Below are 17,644 nucleotides of genomic sequence, written 5' to 3' on the forward strand. Positions count from 1 at the left end.
CGCGCTCAGTGCGCGTCGATGATATGTTCTTGCGCGCGCTCCGCGAGCCACTCTTCGCGCAAGAGCCGCCGCACCTCGGAAGAAACGTCCGCTTCGAGCGACGCCGGGTGCTTTGCCGTCACGCAGAAGATTTCGAAGAACGAGCCGTCCGGCGCGGGAAACGGGCCGAGCAGGTCGCCGACCTGCGCATTGAACACCTTCGCCTCGATGTCCGTCTTCAACGACCCGCGCAGCACCTTGCCGATCACGCCGCCGCGCTCGCTGGTATCGGCGATCGAATGCTCGCGCGCCATTTCGCCGAACGCCTGCGGCTCGTCCTCCAGGATCGACATCACCTCGCGCGCCTTGCCTTCGGAGTCCACCACGATGTGGCTCACTTCGATGCTGTCGAATTTCGGCGAATTGAGCTTGAAATAGCTTTCGACCGCCTCGTCGTTGCAGATCAGGCTGAAGGTCTTCTCCTGATAGAGCGTATCGGTGATGAAGTGCTCGAATTCGTCGAGGCTGATACCGAACACGTCCAGGTAGCGATTCATGTCCGCCGCGCGGTGCAGCCCGCGTACGCGGCGAAACTGGTCCGCGCGTTGCTGGATTTCGTCGGGCTCCACCTTCACGCCCATCTTTTTCGCGGCGATGACCGTGAGGCGGTCGCGCACCTGCTGTTCGACCAGGCTCTCGAACTGCCCCGTGAGTTTCAGCACGCGGATGAAATCTTCCGTGCCGATCGCTTCATCGTCGATCCGTACGATTGTCGTCATTGCGTTCCCCTGATTTCCGATTCCCGAATACTGAACTGGTTAGCGCCTTCAGCCTGCGACCTGGCGGAATGGGTCCAGCGCGAAGTCGATCAGGCGCCGCTCGCGCACCACGATTTCGGCGGTCGCCGTCATGCCGTAGCGCAACGGATAGGTCGCGCCGCCAATCGAAAAATGATCGCGCGCGAGACGCACGCGCCCTTCGTAAACCGGCTCCTTCGTCTGCGCCTGCGGCTTCGTGGTCGGCGAAATATACTCGAGCGTGCCGTCCACCACGCCATAGCGCTGGTACGGAAACGCGTTGAATTTCAGCTTGACGGCCAAGCCCTCGTGCAGGAACGCGCGGTCCTGCTCCGCAATCGCCACCTTCACGACCGGGCGCGCGTTGGCCGGCGCAATGCCCCCTAGCGGCGTGTTCGCCTGGATCTTGTCGCCGGGCTGCGTCGTCGTCACGTCGGTAATCACGCCCGAGACCGGCGCGAGCACGAGCAGGAAGTTGTCCTTGTCGATGTTCTCGAAGCGGATGCGCGCCGCGGCGTCGGCGGCAAGGCGCGCGGTTTGCACCTGCAGGCGCAGCTTGTCCTCGGTATTGGCGATTTCGCGCTCTGTCGCGTCGTATTCGATGCGCAGCGACGTGAGCTGCCCGGCGCTGCCTTCGAGCTGCGCCTTCGCCTGGGCGAACTCGTGGCTCGTTTGCGCCTGCAATTCGCTGAGCCGCGCCTGGGCGATCCGGTAGTTGTTATCGGCCTGCAGGAACGCGCTGCGTTTTTCCTCGACCTGGCTTTGCGAGACCCCGCCGCCGCCGGGCAGCGCGAACAGCCGCTCGTACTTGTCCTGGTCTTCCTTCGCGAGGTCGCGCACGTGGCGCGCGTTGTCGATATTGCCGCGCGCTTCGTCGAGCTGGGCATTCTCGGCCTGCTGGAGCTTGCTCGTGCCCTCCGCCACGCGCGTTTCGTGCAGATGCGTTTCAACGTCCATCTGCGCCTTGAGCGCCTCGGCCTTGCGCTCCATGAGCGCCTTCTTCTCGGGGAACTCCTTCCAGTCGCGCTCGGCGTCGTCGAGCTTCAGGCGCGCGTCGAGCGCGTTGGTCGCCGCCTGGATCGCGCCGCGCGCGTTGATGCGGCCGATCACGTCGTCCTTCTCCACGGGCTGACCTTCGGCGATGTAGATGTCCACGAGTTCCCCATCCACGGGCGCGTAGATGCGGCGCACCTCGGATTCCGGGGCCAGCGCCCCCGGCGCACTCACGATGACGTCGGCGCGGCCGACGAACGACCACAGGAGGCCGCACACCACGAGTGCCACCATCGTGATGATCGTGGCTTCGATGAGGCGCCACGGACGCGCCGTGAGGATCGCCACGCCTTCCTCGCTGTGGTCGCCCAGCGCCTCGCCAAGCGGCCGCGGCGGTTCGGCCGCGGCACGCCCCCCATGCATGCCGAACGCCTTGCTCAGGCGCTCAATGAGCTGGCGCGGATTCACCATGCCCTCCCGCTAGCGCCAGCTTTTCGAGCGCGCCCGCATGGGCTGCGAAGGGCGGCGTGGCGAAGTGAGCGGCGGCCAGGCTGTCGTGCACGGCCTGCGCATGGCCCGCGTGCGCCTCGCTGTCGATCTGCTGATACTGGTCGACGTCGGCGCGCACCTCATCGAGCCCGGCGAGGCGCGGATAGCGCTGCGCGTAGTCGTTCAGCATCGCCGTGAGCGCGTCGAAACGATCGCTCGCGAGCGCGCTGTCGATGGCCTGATGGATGCGATCGAGCGCGGCCACATACACGGAGTCATCGCTCTGCAGCTTGCGCAAGTGGCTGAGCGAATCCGCATACACGCCAGCAAACGCCGGCACATACGCCGAGATGCGGTCGAATGCACGCTGGTGCTCGCCGGGGTCGTCGTTCCAGCGGCTCGTCAGCGCGTGGATCGGCGCCTCGTCGCGATAGATGCGGATCGGCGCCTGCGAACCGCCCCGTCCCTGCACGAACGATTGCAGTGCGCCGATCCACCCGATGTTTTCCACGAGCGGCGCGGCGTCCGGATTGTGGCGCGCGAGCGTACGCATGTCTTCCACGATGGCGCGCGCACGGTCGAACGCGCGCGCGTTGATCGCGGCGACCCAGTCGGGCACGTTCGCCTTGATGAGCGCTTCCGTCCCCATCGCGCGCCACGTGCTGTCGTTCGGGTGGCGCGTGAGATATTGATCGGCCATGCGCGCCGCGCTTTCGAACTGTCCGCTCGTGAGCAACGCCTGCATGTCGCGCTGCGGCGCGCCCTGGAAATACGTGAGCGCGACGAGCGCGAGGATCACGGCAATCCCGCCGCCGCCCCAGCGCGCGAACGCGCCCATGTTGATCTTCCCGCTGCCGCCCAGCGCTTCGCTCAACTCGCTCAGGAAGAGCTCGACCCTGCCGCGCCGGCGTCGCGCGTCGTGGCCCGGTTCCGGCGCGGGTTGCGGCGCATCGGGGTTGATTTCGTCGTCCTGCGCGGGCGCGGGCGGCGTGCAGAAAATGTCGAGAAACGAGTGCGCGCTGCCAATGAACGTCGTGCGGTCGGCGTCTTCGGCGAGCACCGAGGCGCGGTGTTCGCGCGTCGCCGTCACAGTGGCATCGCTTCCACTCGTGCTCTCGAGGCCAATCCGGTAGACGAAGTGCTCGCCGCCAAAGGCGATCCGCTGGCCGTCTTCGAGCTTGACCGCGTGATCGTCGAGCCGCTGGCCGTCGAGGAACGTGCCGTTGGTGCTGCCGAGGTCTTCGACGTACATCGCGTCGTCTTCGGCATAGATGTGCGCATGACGCCGCGACAGATAGTTCACCTGGTGCGGATACGCGTCGTGATACTGCGAGAAGGTCTCGTCGGCCTTGCTGACCAGGAACGGAAAACTCGTGACGACGATCTGCTGCAGACCGAGATCGGCGCGCTCCGGCGTGAGCGTCACCACGGTCGCCCGCACGGGCGCGCGCACCGTGCGCGGCGCGAAGCTCACGCGAAACGCGAGCGCGCCGGCAAAGCTGAGTTCGTCGCCGTCCTTGAGCACGTGGGGCTTCTGGGTGACTTCGATACCATTGACCGCCGTGCCGTTCTTGCTGCCCAGGTCGGCCACGTAGGCCGCCGCGCCCTCGCGAAAGATGCGCGCGTGACGGCGCGAGACATCGACCACGACTTCGGGCCGCGCCGCGGCAAAAGGCGGCTGTGTCCGCCCGACGGCGAAAAGATCCTTGTCGATGCGGATTTCGCCCAGCTCCGCATGCGATATCGGCCGCAGCACGATATCGAACGTCCGGTCGAGCGATGTCTGGCTCTCGGCAATGGAAGCGGCGTCAGGCACCATGATTCCGCCAGCGATCAGCAGTTGTGAGCCGGAATGCGCGTGGCGCAAGCGCCGCGTGCGCACTGACTCTCCGAGTGAAGCCGCGCGCCTTGCACCTGGCGATCGGGGTGTGAGAAAAGTGTAGGCGACTGTTGGCTGGAGTCAAACAACTGACGCGGTCCGCTGCAACGAGCGCGCTCACTTGACGGGCGCTGCCGACACAGCGGAATTCGAGGCCACGTTGGCCACATCGACGTCGGGCCAGCCGCCGCCGATCGCCTTGTAAAGGGTGACGGTGTCGCTCAGGATCAGCTCATGGTTGGCCAGAAGCGACTGTTCCGCATTCGCGAGCGAACGTTCGGACTCCAATACTTCGAGTTGCGACACGAGCCCTTCCTTCAACTGCGCCTCGACCTGCGCCGCGACGGTGCGCAGGCGCTCGTTCTGCTGGAGCAGTTCGATGCGCTGCTTTTTATGCGCATCGAGGTTCACGAGCGCGTTCTCGACTTCTTCGAACGCCGTGAACACCACCTGGCGATACTGCTCTTCGGCGACCTTGCTCTGGGCCTCGGTCGTCTTGATGTGGGCATGCACGCTGGGGTCGAACATCGGGAAGTCGATGCTCGGCATGAAGCTCAGCGTGAACACCTTGAACAGATCGGAAAGCGAAAACGCCGCCGTGCCGGCGCGGCCCGTGAGACTGAGGGTCGGCAATTGCGCGAGCCGCGCGGAACCGACTTCGTCATACGATTCGAGAATGCGGTACTGCGCGGCCACCACGTCGGGGCGGCGCCCCAGCAACTGCGCGGGCAGGCCCATGGGCACGGCCGGCAGCTTCACGCGCTGGCGCAACTGGCCCAACGGCATCCTGAATTCGCCCGCGGGCACGCCGACCAGCGTGGACAGCGCGTTTTCGGCGGTATCGCGCTCGCGATGCAATTCCAGCAGTTCGTTCGTCACGCCGTTGACTTCCGCGCTCTGGCGCAGCACCTCGGTTTTGGGCGCGACACCGTTTGCGTACATCTGCTGGTAGATGGTGAGAATCTGCTTGTTCCGCTTGAGCGTGTCTTCCTCGTCGCGGATCTGATCGTCGAACTGGAGAATCTGGAAATAAGTGCTCGCCACATTCGCGACGAGCGTCAAATAGCCTGCACGCCAATCCGCTTCGCTAGCGTGATACTCGGCCTTTTGGGCCTGCACGCTTTTTTCGACTTTGCCCCAGATATCGATGTCCCAGTTGACCTGAGTGGCGACGTTATAGGTCTTCGAGAGCGCTAGCCCCGTGCTCTTCTCATAGTCGATACCCGCGCCCGCGTCGACCGTCGGAAGTGCACCGGCCTGCACTTCCCCGATCTGCGCGCCGGCCGCGCCAATGCGCGCCGCCAGCACCCGGATATCGACATTGCCCGCAATCGCCTTATCTACGAGTGTATTCAGGTAGGGATCGTCGAACTCTTTCCACCACTGCGGATTGACCGTATCGGCCGCCGAAAACGTGCGGCTCGTATGCGCCCAGGCTTCCTTCTCAGGCATGTCCGGGCGCCGATACGCAGGCGTACTCAGATCCGTGCAGCCGCACAGCGCCACGGCACACAGCCCAGCCGAACCGACGACGCGGGTCAGCCAGCGCGACGCGCCGCGACGTACGTGTGCGGCGGACGGCGAGAGCAGTGTGTTCACGATCGACTCCTTAAGGGAAAGGCGGCGAAGGACGCGACGAAGAAGCGGTGTGCAGCGGATGCGGTGGAGGGCGGCGCCGTGGAGGCGGGTAAGCCTCCTCGGCTGGCAGCACGATCAGAAGTTGATCGTGTTGTGAGCCGTTTGCACGGGGTTGGTCGAAGCGTGGAGGTTGTTCACGAACGCCACGTCGTTGCCCGTGTTGGACAGGATGGTGTTCGTCTGGCCGATCAGCTGCGATGCGGAGAAGTTGGTGGAGTCGACCTTCACGCTCGGCATCGTCGGGTAGTAGACGGGCCACAGGCCCAGGCCGCCGCGCACGGCGCTCATTTCACGGCGGTCGAGTTCTTGTGCGACGCTCAGGTCGGCGATCATCAGCTTGCTCATGGCAGTTCTCCAGAAAAGGATGCAACAGTGTTGGGATTGTGAGCTGCATGGTTGCGGGCTCGGGTCCAACAAGGCATGAGGCGTGCCAGGTGCGCGAGCGCGCGTGCGCATGGCGGTGCATCGCCCGTTGCACAAGGACAGTTCTGGAATTCCCGGAGTCTCACGCGCGGCGCGAGGCGCGCGCGGGTCGTGCGTGGTGATGGGCGCACGCCAACGCGTCAATCGGCTTATGTTGGCGCGCCGCGAACACTGTTTGTGGGGGAACGTGAAAGCGTCGCAAACGTTCGTGTATCGCCTTGGCGTGCGAGACCCGATTCGTATGGATCACTTAACGTAGATGGTGATTTTCTTCGAGTACACCGGCGGGTTGTGCGGCACGTGGTGCGCGTCGCCCATCAGCAGCTGCAGTGTATGTTTGCCCGGCGGCAATTGCAGCATGGTTTCGGTCTGGCCGGCGCCGAAGTGCAGGTGGTTGCGATCGGATGGAATGGGCTGATCCATCGGCGGCAAGTCCGTATCGACGAGCAGATGGTGGTGACCCGTGTTGGGAAACTCGACTTCCGCAGGCGCCACGCCCATGTTGCGCAGGCCGAACCAGACGCGGAATGGCCGGCCGGCCGGCATGACCTGGCCGTCGTTGGGCCAGCCGATATAAACGTGCGCGTTCGGGTCGGCCGGCGTCGTGCCTGCATGCGCCGCACCGCCCGTGAGCAGCACGAGGCTGGCAGCAAAAACGAGGAACCTGTTCATGGCGTGCACTCCCGCTTCTTTTGCGCTGCGGCTAAAGCCGGACGTCCTTCGCTACTTGACCGTGACCGTGATCTTCTTCGAGTAGACCGGCGGATCGTGCGGCACGTGGTTGTAGTCGCCCATCAGCAACTGCAGCGTGTGCTTGCCCGGCGGAAGCTCGACCCGGGCTTCCGTCTCGCCCGCGCCGAAATGCAAATGATTGCGATCCGACGGGATCGGCTGATCGAGTGGCGGCAGGTCCGTGTCGATGAGCAGGTGATGATGGCCGGTGTTCGCCTTGTTGATCCCCTTGGGGCAGACGCCCATGTTGCGCAACCCCATGCGCACCCAGAACTTGCCGGTGGGAATCGTCGCGCCGTCCGGCGGCCAGATGATGTAGACCTCTGCGCCGGGCGGCGACGGGGTGCGCTCGGCAAACGCGACGCGCGGCATCAGAACGGCCGCTGCCAGGGCCAACAGGGTTGCTCTTCGTTGCATCTTCGTGCTCCTTGTTCGGCAGACGGCGCGCCGCTTTGGAGTTCGGTGCGTGTTCTACAGCTTAGGACGGATTCAAGCGGGCGGAGATAAATCGGCGCGGCGCGTGCGGGTGCCACCCAGTTACTGCATCGCGCGGCGTGCGTGCTATTTTGTAGTTGTGCGCAGGCAGTGCGTTTGCCAGCGCCGGCTTGCGCATCACGCGAGCGCGGCCGGCGACTGCAGCGGGGTAGCGCACCGTCGGCATTGAAAGGCGATGACGCCTGGGTTGGCACCCGGGTTGGCACCTGATAGGGAGAACGAACATGTGGCGGCTAGTGTTGCCTGTGTGCCTCTTGATCTCGCTAGGCCTGACCTCGACACTACGCTCGGCCGCGCCCGCTGCGCATGACCGTTCGGCTCCGGCACGCGAGCAGCCGCGTCTCGAGCCGCAAGACCCTGGCCGGTACGCAAGCGCCCACGCCGCGCATGAGCGACTCACCGCGGCCAGCGCAGTGCGGCAACGCTATGGCGTCGCGATCGTGCGCGTCGGCCTGATGCCGAAAGACACCTCCCAGGAATATGAAATCACGTTCTGGAATTCGATCAAGGACAGTCAATACGCGAGCGACTATGAGGCGTATCTCAAGGCCTATCCGAACGGACGCTTCGCGCCGCTCGCTCAGGCTCGCCTGACACGTTTGCGTGCGGAGGCATCGAAACCGGCTGCAGCGTCCGCCGCGCCCGCTACGTCCGCCCAGCACCCAGCTAGCAGCCCCGCTGCCGCCGCGCCCACACCGGCACCCGCACCCGCACCCGTGCCAGCGTCAGCGCCTCAGGCAAAGACACCGCCGCCCCCGGCCGCGCCGCCAGCCGCACAGACCAAGGCAGCGCCCGCCTCCGCACCGCCGGCCGCCGCAACGACCGCGGCAACGGCTGCGGCGGCGGCAGTCGCGGCGAAGGGCAACCCTGCCCTTTCGAAGCCGGGTCCGCACGACATTCAGGACTGCCCATCTTGCCCGGTGCTGGTCGCGGTGACGCCCGGCAACTTCACCATGGGCATCGACACCGACGACGCCTCGGAGCGGCCCGCGCACCACGTGACGATCAGCCATAGCTATGCGCTCGCGAAGTATGCGGTGACGGTGGCGCAGTGGAACGCGTGCGTTGCCGCGAGCGCCTGCCCGCACCTGTCGAACGAGAACAACGCCTCGCCGAACGCCCCCGTGCGCGACCTGAGCTGGGACGACGCGCAGCAGTACGTGAAATGGCTTTCGAAGATCAGTGGCAAGCCCTACCGCCTGCCGACGGAGGCGGAATGGGAATATGCCGCGCGGGCCGGCACCGAAACACGCTACTGGTGGGGCAACGACATGCGCAAGGGCACGGCGAACTGCAAGGACTGTGGCCAGCCATGGCACGTCGACGCGCCCGACGACGTCGGCTCGTTCCCGGCCAATGCGTTCGGCTTCTATGACATGGCCGGCGGCGTTTGGGAATGGGTCAGCGACTGCTGGCACAACTCGTACAAGAACGCGCCGAACGATGGCCACTCGTGGGACGAGCCCAACTGCCAGACGCGCGTGATCCGCGGCGGATCGTGGCGCGACGGCGCGGGCTATATGCTCGCCGCCACGCGCTTCAAATACGACAGCAGCGTTCGCTACGAGGCCAATGGATTTCGCGTAGCGCGCGACATGAAATAACGCAGACTACGCTGCGGGTCTCGCCGGGAGACGCACATGGCTTGCGATGTTCCGATCACTCGCCGGACATTCCTCAAGGCCATGGGGAGCGGCGCGGTCACGATGTCGGTCAGTTCCATCACCGCATACGCGGCCGCCAGCCCAACTGCACATGCCGCGACGGGCGCCCACGCCGCGCCACAGGCACCGAACGGCGCGCCCGACTGGGCGCCGGAGCCTGGCAAGGCGCGCTGGCGCATCGACGGCGTGAGCAAGGTCACGGGCGCGAAGATCTACGCACGCGATTACAAGGCGCGCGACTTCGACGGCTGGCCGAAAGAAGAAAACTGGCTATACGCGCTGCGGTGCAATTGTGTCGACAAGAACTTCGAAGACTTCGACCTGAGCGTATTGCCGCACGATCTTCGCCCAATCGCCGTGGTTTCCAACCAGACGTTGAATGACAATCGCATCTATCTCGCTGCCGAGAAGGATCCGGTAGCGAGCCAGGATATCTATCTCTTCGCGCAGAAAGGCAAACCCGCCAATTGCTACGGCCAGCCCGTCGCCTTATTGATCTTCGAAGACTTCGATACGTATCGCCGCGCGAAGAAACTGCTCGATTTCAACGAGTCGGTGATCCGGTACGGCGCACCGGTACCGGAAAGCGCCATCACCACCTTGTATGCGACCGCATCCAAGGTTTATGTGCGCGACGACGCGACGTCGTTCTCGAACCTCCACAACAGCTGCCACGTCGACAAGACATCCAGCGCGAGGTGCAACAGCATCAGTAAAGGCATTCTCAGTCTGGCCAGCGCCAAGGTCGTCAGCAAGGCCTGGCACCAGTTCGACGGTGCTTTCAAAACGCCCGCCATCGATCCCGTCTTCATGGAGCCGGAGTCGGGGCTGGCGTGGTTTCAGGCGGATTCCGGTTGTCTGAACCTGGTGCTCGGCACACAATCGCCGCGCGGCGACTGCCTGGCCGCAGGTAAGGTGTTCAAGGACAGCAATATCGACGTCAAGCACGTTCACGTGATCAGTTGCTACCCAGGCGGCGGATTCGGCGGCCGCGACGAATCGTATTTTCCCGTTTATCTCGCGCTCGCCGCGCCCTTCGCGAAGGGGGCGTTGCGCTGGCAGCAATCGCGCTATGAACAATTTCAGGTCGGCTTGAAACGCGCGGAAACGGATTTCACGGAGTCCATTTGGCTCGACGATAGCGGCAAGCTCCAGGCGCTCGTCAGTTCCTTCAGCTTCAATGGCGGCACCAAGGAAAATCTCACGGGCCCGGTTGGCGACCTTGCCGCCATGAGCGCCATGAGCTGCTACGACATTCCGCGCGCCATTGCGCAAAGCTCCGTGAGTTATACACCCGCGTTGTTCGGCGGCTCGCAGCGCGGCTTCGGCGGTCCTCAGGCTTATCTCGCCATCGAAACGCTCATGGACGAGGCCACCCAGGCGCTGCACAAAAGTCCATTCGACATCCGGCGCGCTAACCTGCTCCGCAAGCAGCACGGCAAAACGCTCACAGGCGCACCCATTCTGTTCCATCTCCAACTCGCCGAGCTGCTGAACCAGCTTGAAGCGCACGAGTTATGGCGCAACAGGGAAAGCGTGCGCGCGCAACGCCACGCGCTCGGGTTGCGATATGGCGTTGGGCTCGCCATGTCGAACCAGGCCTACGGTACCGGCAAAGACGCCGTATTCGCGATGGTGCAGATTCAGCCGAACGCGGGCCTGCATGTGCTCACGCATTACACGGACATGGGCAATGGCGCAGCGACGACGTTGGCCCTGGCGCCTGCGGCGTGCCTTGGGCAGAACGCGCAGAAAATCACCATGAACGAAGTCGAGGCGTTTCAAATACCGGGTTTCGATTACACAAAGCTGGGCATCCTGGATGCTCCCGGAAGCAAAGCGATCTCGGCCCCCTTTGGTTCTTCGAGCGCCTGCCTCGGTGCGTTCCATCACTTTCAGGCCGTAGACCGCGCCGCGATGGTGTTGTTGCTGCAAAGCGTGCTGCCCGCCGCACGTGCAATATGGACCAGCCCGCACGTCGAGCGGCATGACCTCAAGTGGACAAAGGGCAAGCTGGGCGCCACCGGTCACCAGGCAATCAGCTGGCCCGCGTTGCTCGACGAGATCAACCGCCAGCAGTTGCCTACCGTGGCCGCCGCCCATGTCACCTATGCCGGCGGGTTCTGGAGAAGCCAGTACACGTTCGCGTCGGGCGCCGTCGTGATGGACTGCGACTACATCGCCGTTGGGCCCGATACGCACCATCTCAAGGGCTTGCCTCACGGCGCGTTGCTGCCGCCACGCGACACGTTCAATTTCGGGCGCACGAACTATGCGCCTTCGGCGGCGCTTGTCGCGGTCTCCGTGAGCCCCGAATCCGGGCACGTGAGGGTCGAACATGTCGTCACGACGCTCAGCGCCGGCCGCCTGATCTGTCCAGAGATCGTGCAAGGCCAGTCGCAAGGCGCGGTGGCCATGGCGATGAGCAATGTGCTGAGCGAATCGTGCCCGCTGGGCAATGACGGCCCCGGCAACGGTACGTGGAATCTCGACCGCTACCTGATCACGCGCATGACCGACGTCCCGCGCCAGGAACTGATCACGCTGCCGCCGCCAGATGGAGACCATCACAGCGCGCGCGGCATCGGCGAGGCCGTGATGTGCCCCATCGCGCCGGCGCTGCTGAACGCGCTGGCCATGGCGACCGGGCATCGCTTCAGGGAAACCCCCGTCACGCCCGACAAGATACGCGAGGCCCTGAAGTGAACGAAGCCAACATCAGGATTCACGTAAACGGACGCGCTGTCACGGTACCGGCCGCCGATACCGACATGAGCCTCGCCGAATTCCTTCACGAACGCCTGGACCTGACAGGAACCAAGGTGTGCTGCGGCATTGGCGCGTGCCGTGCGTGCACCGTGGGCCTGCGCGGCAGCCGCGACGCGCTGATGGAAAAGACCCTGGCGTGCGTCACGCCCGTGAGCGCGGTCGCGAATCAACATATCTACACCGTGGAGAGCCTCGCGGACGGCAACCGGCTTTCGCCGCTGCAGCAGACGTTTCTCGAGTCTTTCGCGTTTCAGTGCGGCTACTGCACGCCGGGCTTTTTGATGGCGGCGACCGCCATGCTCGAACATTTGAAGGCGTACCGTATCAGCGCAGATCAGCTCGAAACGGAAATCGACACCTGGGTGGGGGGAAACCTGTGCCGCTGCACAGGCTACGTGAAGTATCGCGAAGCGATTCGCAAAGTCGCGCAAATGCAGATGAAAAGCGGAGGATGACCATGTCTGTCCGCGCCCGCCTGTTCGCTCTGTGCCTCCTCTTCGCCGTGCCGCTTGCTGCCTTTACGCATGAACAGACCTTGCTCGAATACGCCGATCAATGCGTGAGGGAAATTGGCGAGATGCCGCCATTCAACTGCAATGACGGGACGGATATTCCCATTACGATCGATGGAAAGCCGCCCGGGCTCAAAGAGTCCCCTACGCGATGCGACAAGCCTTCTTTGCTGAGCCCGACTTCAGAAGCAAAAGGTCAATGCATTCCGTTTTCGAAAATCCTGAATCTTTCGCGCGGCAGCACGCAAATTTCCGCGTATTGCCGTCGCGATGTGCTGCGCGAAGACAAGAGTCGGTTCTATGACCTCGTGGTCGTCGTGATGCATCACTCGGGCAACGGCAAGACCTGCTGGTTCGCCTCGAAGCCGCCACCGCCACCACCGATATCGCAAGCTGACGTGCCCGCGAGTAGCGGAATCGTTGCGACACGTGTGCCGCCGCCCAACGAGAGAAAGCCGCCTGCAGGACAGCCCTCCGCAGTCGAATTCTGGGCGACACCCACCATGGTTGCCACCAGCACGCCGAAGAACCCCACCTGCCTCAAATGCCACGACGCGGGCCCCTTCATCTTCAGCCCGTATATCGGGCAGGTGTGGGACAAGGTGCCCACCGACCCATGGGGGAAGTATTCGAGCATCGGTCAGGCTTTCTCGTCGTATCACCTCATGACGATGAGCACACCGGGCAACACCTGCATTGGCTGTCACCGCATTGGCAGCGAGCAAAGCTGCACCGCCTTTCTCGGGCTTTCGGTGGGCAAGCTGAAAGCGCCAGGCAACGACCAGCTCGCCAACACTTATCCACTAAACCACTGGATGCCGACCGACAACGCGATGAGCAAAGAGCAATGGGACAAGGCAAACGTCGCGTCGGTCGAGGCGTTACTGGCCTGCTGCAGTGATCCCTCGCACAAAGACCCGAATTGCACGTTCACACCCATGCCTTCGAGTTCGAACAACCGGTCATTGCACTGACCCAAACGAGGAGCCTGAAATGGCAGAGAACTTGAGCGCGAGCAACGTCATATCCGATGTCACGCAAACCCTGCAGACCTTCGATCTGCTCGACCTGCAGCAGGGCTACCTGGCGCAAAACAACACGCAGACCATCTTTACGGACCCCGACACGATCAACCGGTTTCAGACCGAATTGATCGCAGAGCACATGACGGCGAAAGCGCAGGGCTACACACTCGCCGCCGCACCATCGACCGCCACGCCGGCCGCGCTGGCCGTCAAAACCGCCGCGAAGACCACGACCACCGCTGCGGCCGCCAAAAAAATTGCGGCGGCGGCAAAACGCAGCAAGCGGAATTGAGCGCTATCGTGCGGCCCGTTCAGGTCGGCATGCCAGCCCAGTAAGACACGGCGTCCTGCCGGTCGAACACGAACGTCTTGAGGGCGACCTGGCTCTCGGGAGAAAGCGTGTCGAACTCGAGACCATGCAGGGTGAGTCCTGCCTGTGGGGTATCGGCGCGCAGATTGCGTATCACGGCGACGGCCTGGAACGTCGCCCCGACGTTGCCTGCTTCGATGGGGAACACCACGCATATGCGCTCGCCGACCTCGCCGATCTTGCGTCCGGCGGCAAGCGACATCCCCAGCACGCTGATATCGCAGCCAATGCCGAGCCGGTCCAGTTCCGAGCCCGTCAGGTCCACGCCATAGCGCACCGCGAGTTGCGTGCGTATGCGCACGGCCCGGCGTTCGCGCAGCCGGCGTATCGTGCCCGGTTCGGAGAGCACGAGATAGCGGAACGGATGCGTGCAGACCGCCTCGACCGTGCAGACGAGCCAGAACACGGCTTGTGTTGCGATCGCAACGATCTCGACCTGTTCGCCCTGGAAGGGCTCCCACGCGGGCTTGGCCGCAGCGGGTGGCGTGACGAACATCGCGCCGCCCGGCCGGAAGCCGATCAGCCGGCACGGCAGCATCTCGCGCCCCGTGCCCGCCTGGCTGCGTATGCCCAGCAGCGCGCCAATGGCGAGGTTCATGTCGTCCAGCGTCAACGGCCCTTTGCCACGCTCGCCACGGTCGGTGTCTTGCGCGCTCGCGAGACTCGCCTGCTCCGCCGTGTTGCGATAAGGCTGGAAGTGCGCGAAGAGGAAGTCGCGCTGCTCGCCGTTCAGCATGCCGCCTTGCGGCAGCAGCATCGTTCCGTCATGGTGAAACACCGCCAATGGGAGCGGCGTTTCGAGGGGCAGTTGCCCAGGGTCCGCGAGGAGTTCCAGCGTTTTTGACGCAGTACCGCTGCCAGGCTCGTGAAGGTGCATGACCGATAGCGTGTGAATTTATTGGTTTTGTTCGACGCCTGCATTGTGACCGAAATATAGTGACCGATGTCGATAAAAATGCGGCTATCCCCGGTCTTGCTTAACGAATTATTCATGCCACATAAAACCGGAGATTACGCGTCACAATATTTCTCTTTCCGGATCGTCTACACGGGTATGGAACCGCCGCCCACCCCCAGCCCGCAGAGTACGCGGGACCGCGAAATCGCCGACACCGTCGCCCGCGAGCGCCCGAGGCTGCGCAATTTCATCCGCCGCCGCGTGCTCGACCAGGAGGAAGCCGAGGACATTCTTCAGGACGTGTTCGAGGAACTGGTTCAGGCGTGGCGGCTGCCGGAGCCCATCGAGCAGGTTGGCGCGTGGCTCTTTCGCGTGGCGCGAAATCGCATCGTCGACCGGTTTCGCAAACGCAGGGAAGTGCCGCTCGTCGAGCCGCAAGAAGATGAAAGCGAGTACCGCCTCGATCTCGCGCTGCCCTCGCCCGACGCCGGCCCCGAGGCCGCTTACGAACGCGCAGCGATGCTCGACGCGCTGCGCGCCGCGCTCGACGAATTGCCCGCCAGCCAGCGCGAGGTGTTCATCGCGCACGAACTGGACGGGCGCAGTTTCAAGGAACTGGCCGCTGCGAGCGGAGTTGGCGTGAACACGCTGCTGGCGCGCAAACGTTATGCGGTGCTGCATCTGCGCGAACGTTTGCGCGCGTCATGGGACGACCTCGAGAATTGAACCGAAGGAGAATGAAATGGAGTTTCGCCGCAAAATATTCGCCAAGGCACTGCTGATGGTAGCGGTCATCGCCCTGCTGGGCGCCATCGTCATGGGCCTGTGGAACTGGATCGCACCGGCGATCGTGGCCAATGCGCATGCCATCGACTATCCACGCGCAATCGGCCTGCTGGTGCTGTGCCGGATCCTGTTCGGCGGCTTCCGCGGGCATGGCGGCTGCCGCCGGCGCATGCACTGGCACCAGTGGCAACAATGGCAGCACATGACGCCGGAAGAGCGCGAGCAACTGCGCAATGGCGCCGCGCCGCCCGCGCAGTAAGCCAGCCCATGGCCAGCCTCGCCCCGCCGCGGGCTGGCACAATCCCTTCATTGCCGATCCGCCAGGAAGCTCCATGCCAGATGTCGCCGCCCGCCGCTCTTCACGCGTCGCGCCCCTTTTCGCCCTTTTGCCCTTCCTGCGCCCCTATGCGGGACGCTGGGCGCTTGCTTTCCTTGCACTCCTGACCTCGGCGGGCGCGACGCTCGCGCTGCCGGTGGCATTCAAGTATCTGATCGACCGTGGCTTCGCGAGCGGCGACCGCACGCATATCGACCGCTATTTCATCGCGCTCTTCGTGGTGTCGCTGATCCTCGCCGCGGCAACGGCGCTGCGCTTCTACTGGGTCTCGTGGCTCGGCGAGCGGGTGACGGCCGACTTGCGGCGCGCCGTGTACGACCACGTGATACGCATGAGCCCGCAGTTCTTCGAGACCACCCAAACGGGCGAAGTGCTCTCGCGCCTGACCACCGACACGACCCTGATCCAGACCGTGGTGGGCACCAGCCTCTCGCTGGGCCTGCGCAACGTGCTCCTCACCGTCGGCGGCGTGACGATGCTCGTTGCGACGAGCCCGGTGCTGTCCGGCTACATCATCGCGACACTGGTCGTTGTGGTCGCACCTATCGTCATCTTCGGGCGGCGCGTGCGGCGGCTTTCGCGCGCGAGCCAGGACAAGGTGGCGAGCGCGAGCGCCCTGGCGGGCGAAGTGCTCAACGCCATGCCCACGGTGCAGTCGTATGCCCAGGAGTCGTTCGAGGCCAAGCGCTTTGGCGGCGCCGTGGAAGCGGCCTTCGAAACGGCGCTCACACGCATTCGGGCGCGCGCCGGCTTGACGGCCGTGGTGATCGTGTTCGTGTTCGCCGCTGTCGTGTTCGTGCTCTGGCTCGGCGCGCAGGCCGTACTGGCCGGGCAGATGAGCGCCGGCCAGCTGTCCCAGTTCATTCTCTACGCGGTGTTCACGGCCGGCGCCGTGGGCGCCGTTGCCGAAGTGTGGGGCGATCTGCAACGGGCCGCGGGCGCCACCGAACGGCTGCTGCAACTGCTCGCCGCGCGCTCGCCCGTGGCGCAGGCGGCGGCGACCGTGCCGCTGCCCGCTCACGGCGCGGGCATCCGCTTCGACAACGTTGGCTTCTCCTACCCTTCGCGCCCGGGCATTGCCGCGCTCGACGCCTTCTCGCTCGACGTGCGCCCGGGCGAGCATGTCGCGCTGGTCGGTCCGTCGGGCGCAGGCAAGACCACGCTCTTTCAATTGCTGCTGCGCTTTTACGACCCGCAATCGGGGAGCCTCAGCATCAACGGCGTGCCGACGCAACAGGTGTCGCTCGCCGCGTTGCGCCAGGCGATCGGCGTCGTGCTGCAGGAGTCGGTGATCTTTTCGGGCAGCGTGCTCGACAACATTCGTTACGGCTCGCCCGACGCCACGCTCGAAGCCGTCCAGCGCGCCGCGGCCATGGCGGCCGCGGCCGGCTTTATCGAGGAACTGCCGCAAGGCTACGACACCTTCCTCGGCGAGCGCGGCGTGCGCCTTTCAGGCGGTCAGCGTCAGCGCATTGCCATCGCGCGCGCGATCCTCAAGAACCCGCCCATTCTGCTGCTCGACGAGGCCACCAGCGCGCTCGACGCCGCGAGCGAACGCCTCGTGCAAACGGCGCTCGACAACGCTGCGCAAAACCGCACGACGCTCGTCATCGCGCATCGTCTCGCCACCGTGCAGCAGGCCGACCGCATCATCGTCATGGAGCAAGGCCGCATCGTGGCGCAAGGCCGGCATGCGGACCTGCTGCAGAGTTCGCCGCTTTACGCGCAGCTCGCGGCGCTGCAGTTCGGCGCGCAACACGCGCATACCGTCACGTAACCCTCAGCCGGGCGGCCAGCACCGATATTCGACGGCACTAATACGAACGCGGACAGCCTCGTCGGCTTCGACCGGTTGCCC

The 17,644-nt window shown here is 64.5% G+C and carries 15 protein-coding genes and 1 pseudogene; 8 read left to right on the plus strand and 8 right to left on the minus strand.

Annotation, left to right across the window (positions count from 1 at the left end):
- Window positions 1-5: 5 nt before the first annotated feature.
- From AB4Y40_RS13085 to AB4Y40_RS13115, 7 genes are all read right to left on the minus strand, one after another.
- Complete coding sequence (locus AB4Y40_RS13085) at window positions 6-758, minus strand: peptidylprolyl isomerase (protein WP_324146608.1); 753 nt, start codon at window positions 756-758, stop codon at window positions 6-8.
- 48 nt (window positions 759-806) lie between these two features.
- Window positions 807-2,192, minus strand: a complete 1,386-nt coding sequence (locus AB4Y40_RS13090) for an HlyD family efflux transporter periplasmic adaptor subunit (protein ID WP_368688095.1) — start codon at window positions 2,190-2,192, stop codon at window positions 807-809.
- Window positions 2,193-2,214: 22 nt separating this feature from the next.
- On the minus strand, window positions 2,215-4,077 hold the full coding sequence (locus AB4Y40_RS13095; protein WP_368688033.1) for an FHA domain-containing protein: 1,863 nt from the start codon (window positions 4,075-4,077) through the stop codon (window positions 2,215-2,217).
- Between the two features lie 177 nt (window positions 4,078-4,254).
- Window positions 4,255-5,643, minus strand: coding sequence for an efflux transporter outer membrane subunit (locus tag AB4Y40_RS13100; RefSeq protein ID WP_368688096.1), 1,389 nt, complete (start codon window positions 5,641-5,643; stop codon window positions 4,255-4,257).
- Between the two features lie 207 nt (window positions 5,644-5,850).
- Window positions 5,851-6,120, minus strand: coding sequence for a hypothetical protein (locus AB4Y40_RS13105; protein WP_321921957.1), 270 nt, complete (start codon window positions 6,118-6,120; stop codon window positions 5,851-5,853).
- A gap of 324 nt (window positions 6,121-6,444) precedes the next feature.
- A complete protein-coding gene (locus AB4Y40_RS13110; protein ID WP_368688034.1) occupies window positions 6,445-6,870 on the minus strand; it encodes a DUF4399 domain-containing protein in 426 nt (141 codons plus the stop codon).
- Between the two features lie 51 nt (window positions 6,871-6,921).
- Window positions 6,922-7,347: a DUF4399 domain-containing protein gene (locus AB4Y40_RS13115; RefSeq protein ID WP_368688035.1), complete on the minus strand. Its 426-nt coding sequence runs from the start codon at window positions 7,345-7,347 to the stop codon at window positions 6,922-6,924.
- Window positions 7,348-7,874: 527 nt separating this feature from the next.
- Here AB4Y40_RS13115 and AB4Y40_RS13120 point away from each other — a divergent pair.
- From AB4Y40_RS13120 to AB4Y40_RS13140, 5 genes and pseudogenes are all read left to right on the plus strand, one after another.
- Window positions 7,875-9,029 (plus strand): annotated as a pseudogene (locus AB4Y40_RS13120) (formylglycine-generating enzyme family protein); the annotation flags it as partial.
- A gap of 36 nt (window positions 9,030-9,065) precedes the next feature.
- A complete protein-coding gene (locus tag AB4Y40_RS13125; protein WP_368688036.1) occupies window positions 9,066-11,795 on the plus strand; it encodes a xanthine dehydrogenase family protein molybdopterin-binding subunit in 2,730 nt (909 codons plus the stop codon).
- Window positions 11,792-12,313 carry a (2Fe-2S)-binding protein gene (locus tag AB4Y40_RS13130; RefSeq protein ID WP_368688037.1) on the plus strand — a complete coding sequence of 174 codons (522 nt, stop codon included), beginning with the start codon at window positions 11,792-11,794 and terminating at the stop codon, window positions 12,311-12,313. Before AB4Y40_RS13125 ends, AB4Y40_RS13130 begins: the two co-directional genes overlap by 4 nt.
- A 2-nt stretch (window positions 12,314-12,315) precedes the next feature.
- Window positions 12,316-13,344: a hypothetical protein gene (locus AB4Y40_RS13135; RefSeq protein ID WP_368688038.1), complete on the plus strand. Its 1,029-nt coding sequence runs from the start codon at window positions 12,316-12,318 to the stop codon at window positions 13,342-13,344.
- A gap of 31 nt (window positions 13,345-13,375) precedes the next feature.
- The gene (locus AB4Y40_RS13140; protein ID WP_368688039.1) at window positions 13,376-13,687 is read left to right on the plus strand and encodes a hypothetical protein; all 312 of its coding nucleotides are present in this window, start codon (window positions 13,376-13,378) and stop codon (window positions 13,685-13,687) included.
- A gap of 19 nt (window positions 13,688-13,706) precedes the next feature.
- Here the strand turns inward: AB4Y40_RS13140 and AB4Y40_RS13145 are convergent, their stop codons facing one another.
- On the minus strand, window positions 13,707-14,642 hold the full coding sequence (locus AB4Y40_RS13145) for a flagellar brake domain-containing protein (protein ID WP_368688040.1): 936 nt from the start codon (window positions 14,640-14,642) through the stop codon (window positions 13,707-13,709).
- 177 nt (window positions 14,643-14,819) lie between these two features.
- On the opposite strand from AB4Y40_RS13145, the gene AB4Y40_RS13150 reads away from it, so the two are divergent.
- The 3 genes from AB4Y40_RS13150 to AB4Y40_RS13160 all read left to right on the plus strand — a co-directional run bounded on the left by AB4Y40_RS13150 (window position 14,820) and on the right by AB4Y40_RS13160 (window position 17,563).
- Window positions 14,820-15,389, plus strand: a complete 570-nt coding sequence (locus AB4Y40_RS13150) for an RNA polymerase sigma factor (RefSeq protein WP_368688097.1) — start codon at window positions 14,820-14,822, stop codon at window positions 15,387-15,389.
- A gap of 16 nt (window positions 15,390-15,405) precedes the next feature.
- A complete protein-coding gene (locus AB4Y40_RS13155; RefSeq protein ID WP_368688041.1) occupies window positions 15,406-15,708 on the plus strand; it encodes a hypothetical protein in 303 nt (100 codons plus the stop codon).
- Window positions 15,709-15,781: 73 nt separating this feature from the next.
- Window positions 15,782-17,563, plus strand: a complete 1,782-nt coding sequence (locus AB4Y40_RS13160) for an ABC transporter transmembrane domain-containing protein (RefSeq protein WP_368688042.1) — start codon at window positions 15,782-15,784, stop codon at window positions 17,561-17,563.
- The last annotated feature ends 81 nt before the right edge of the window (window positions 17,564-17,644 follow it).

Origin of the sequence: Paraburkholderia sp. EG287B (assembly GCF_040965595.1) — a bacterium.
Lineage (GTDB): Bacteria > Pseudomonadota > Gammaproteobacteria > Burkholderiales > Burkholderiaceae > Paraburkholderia.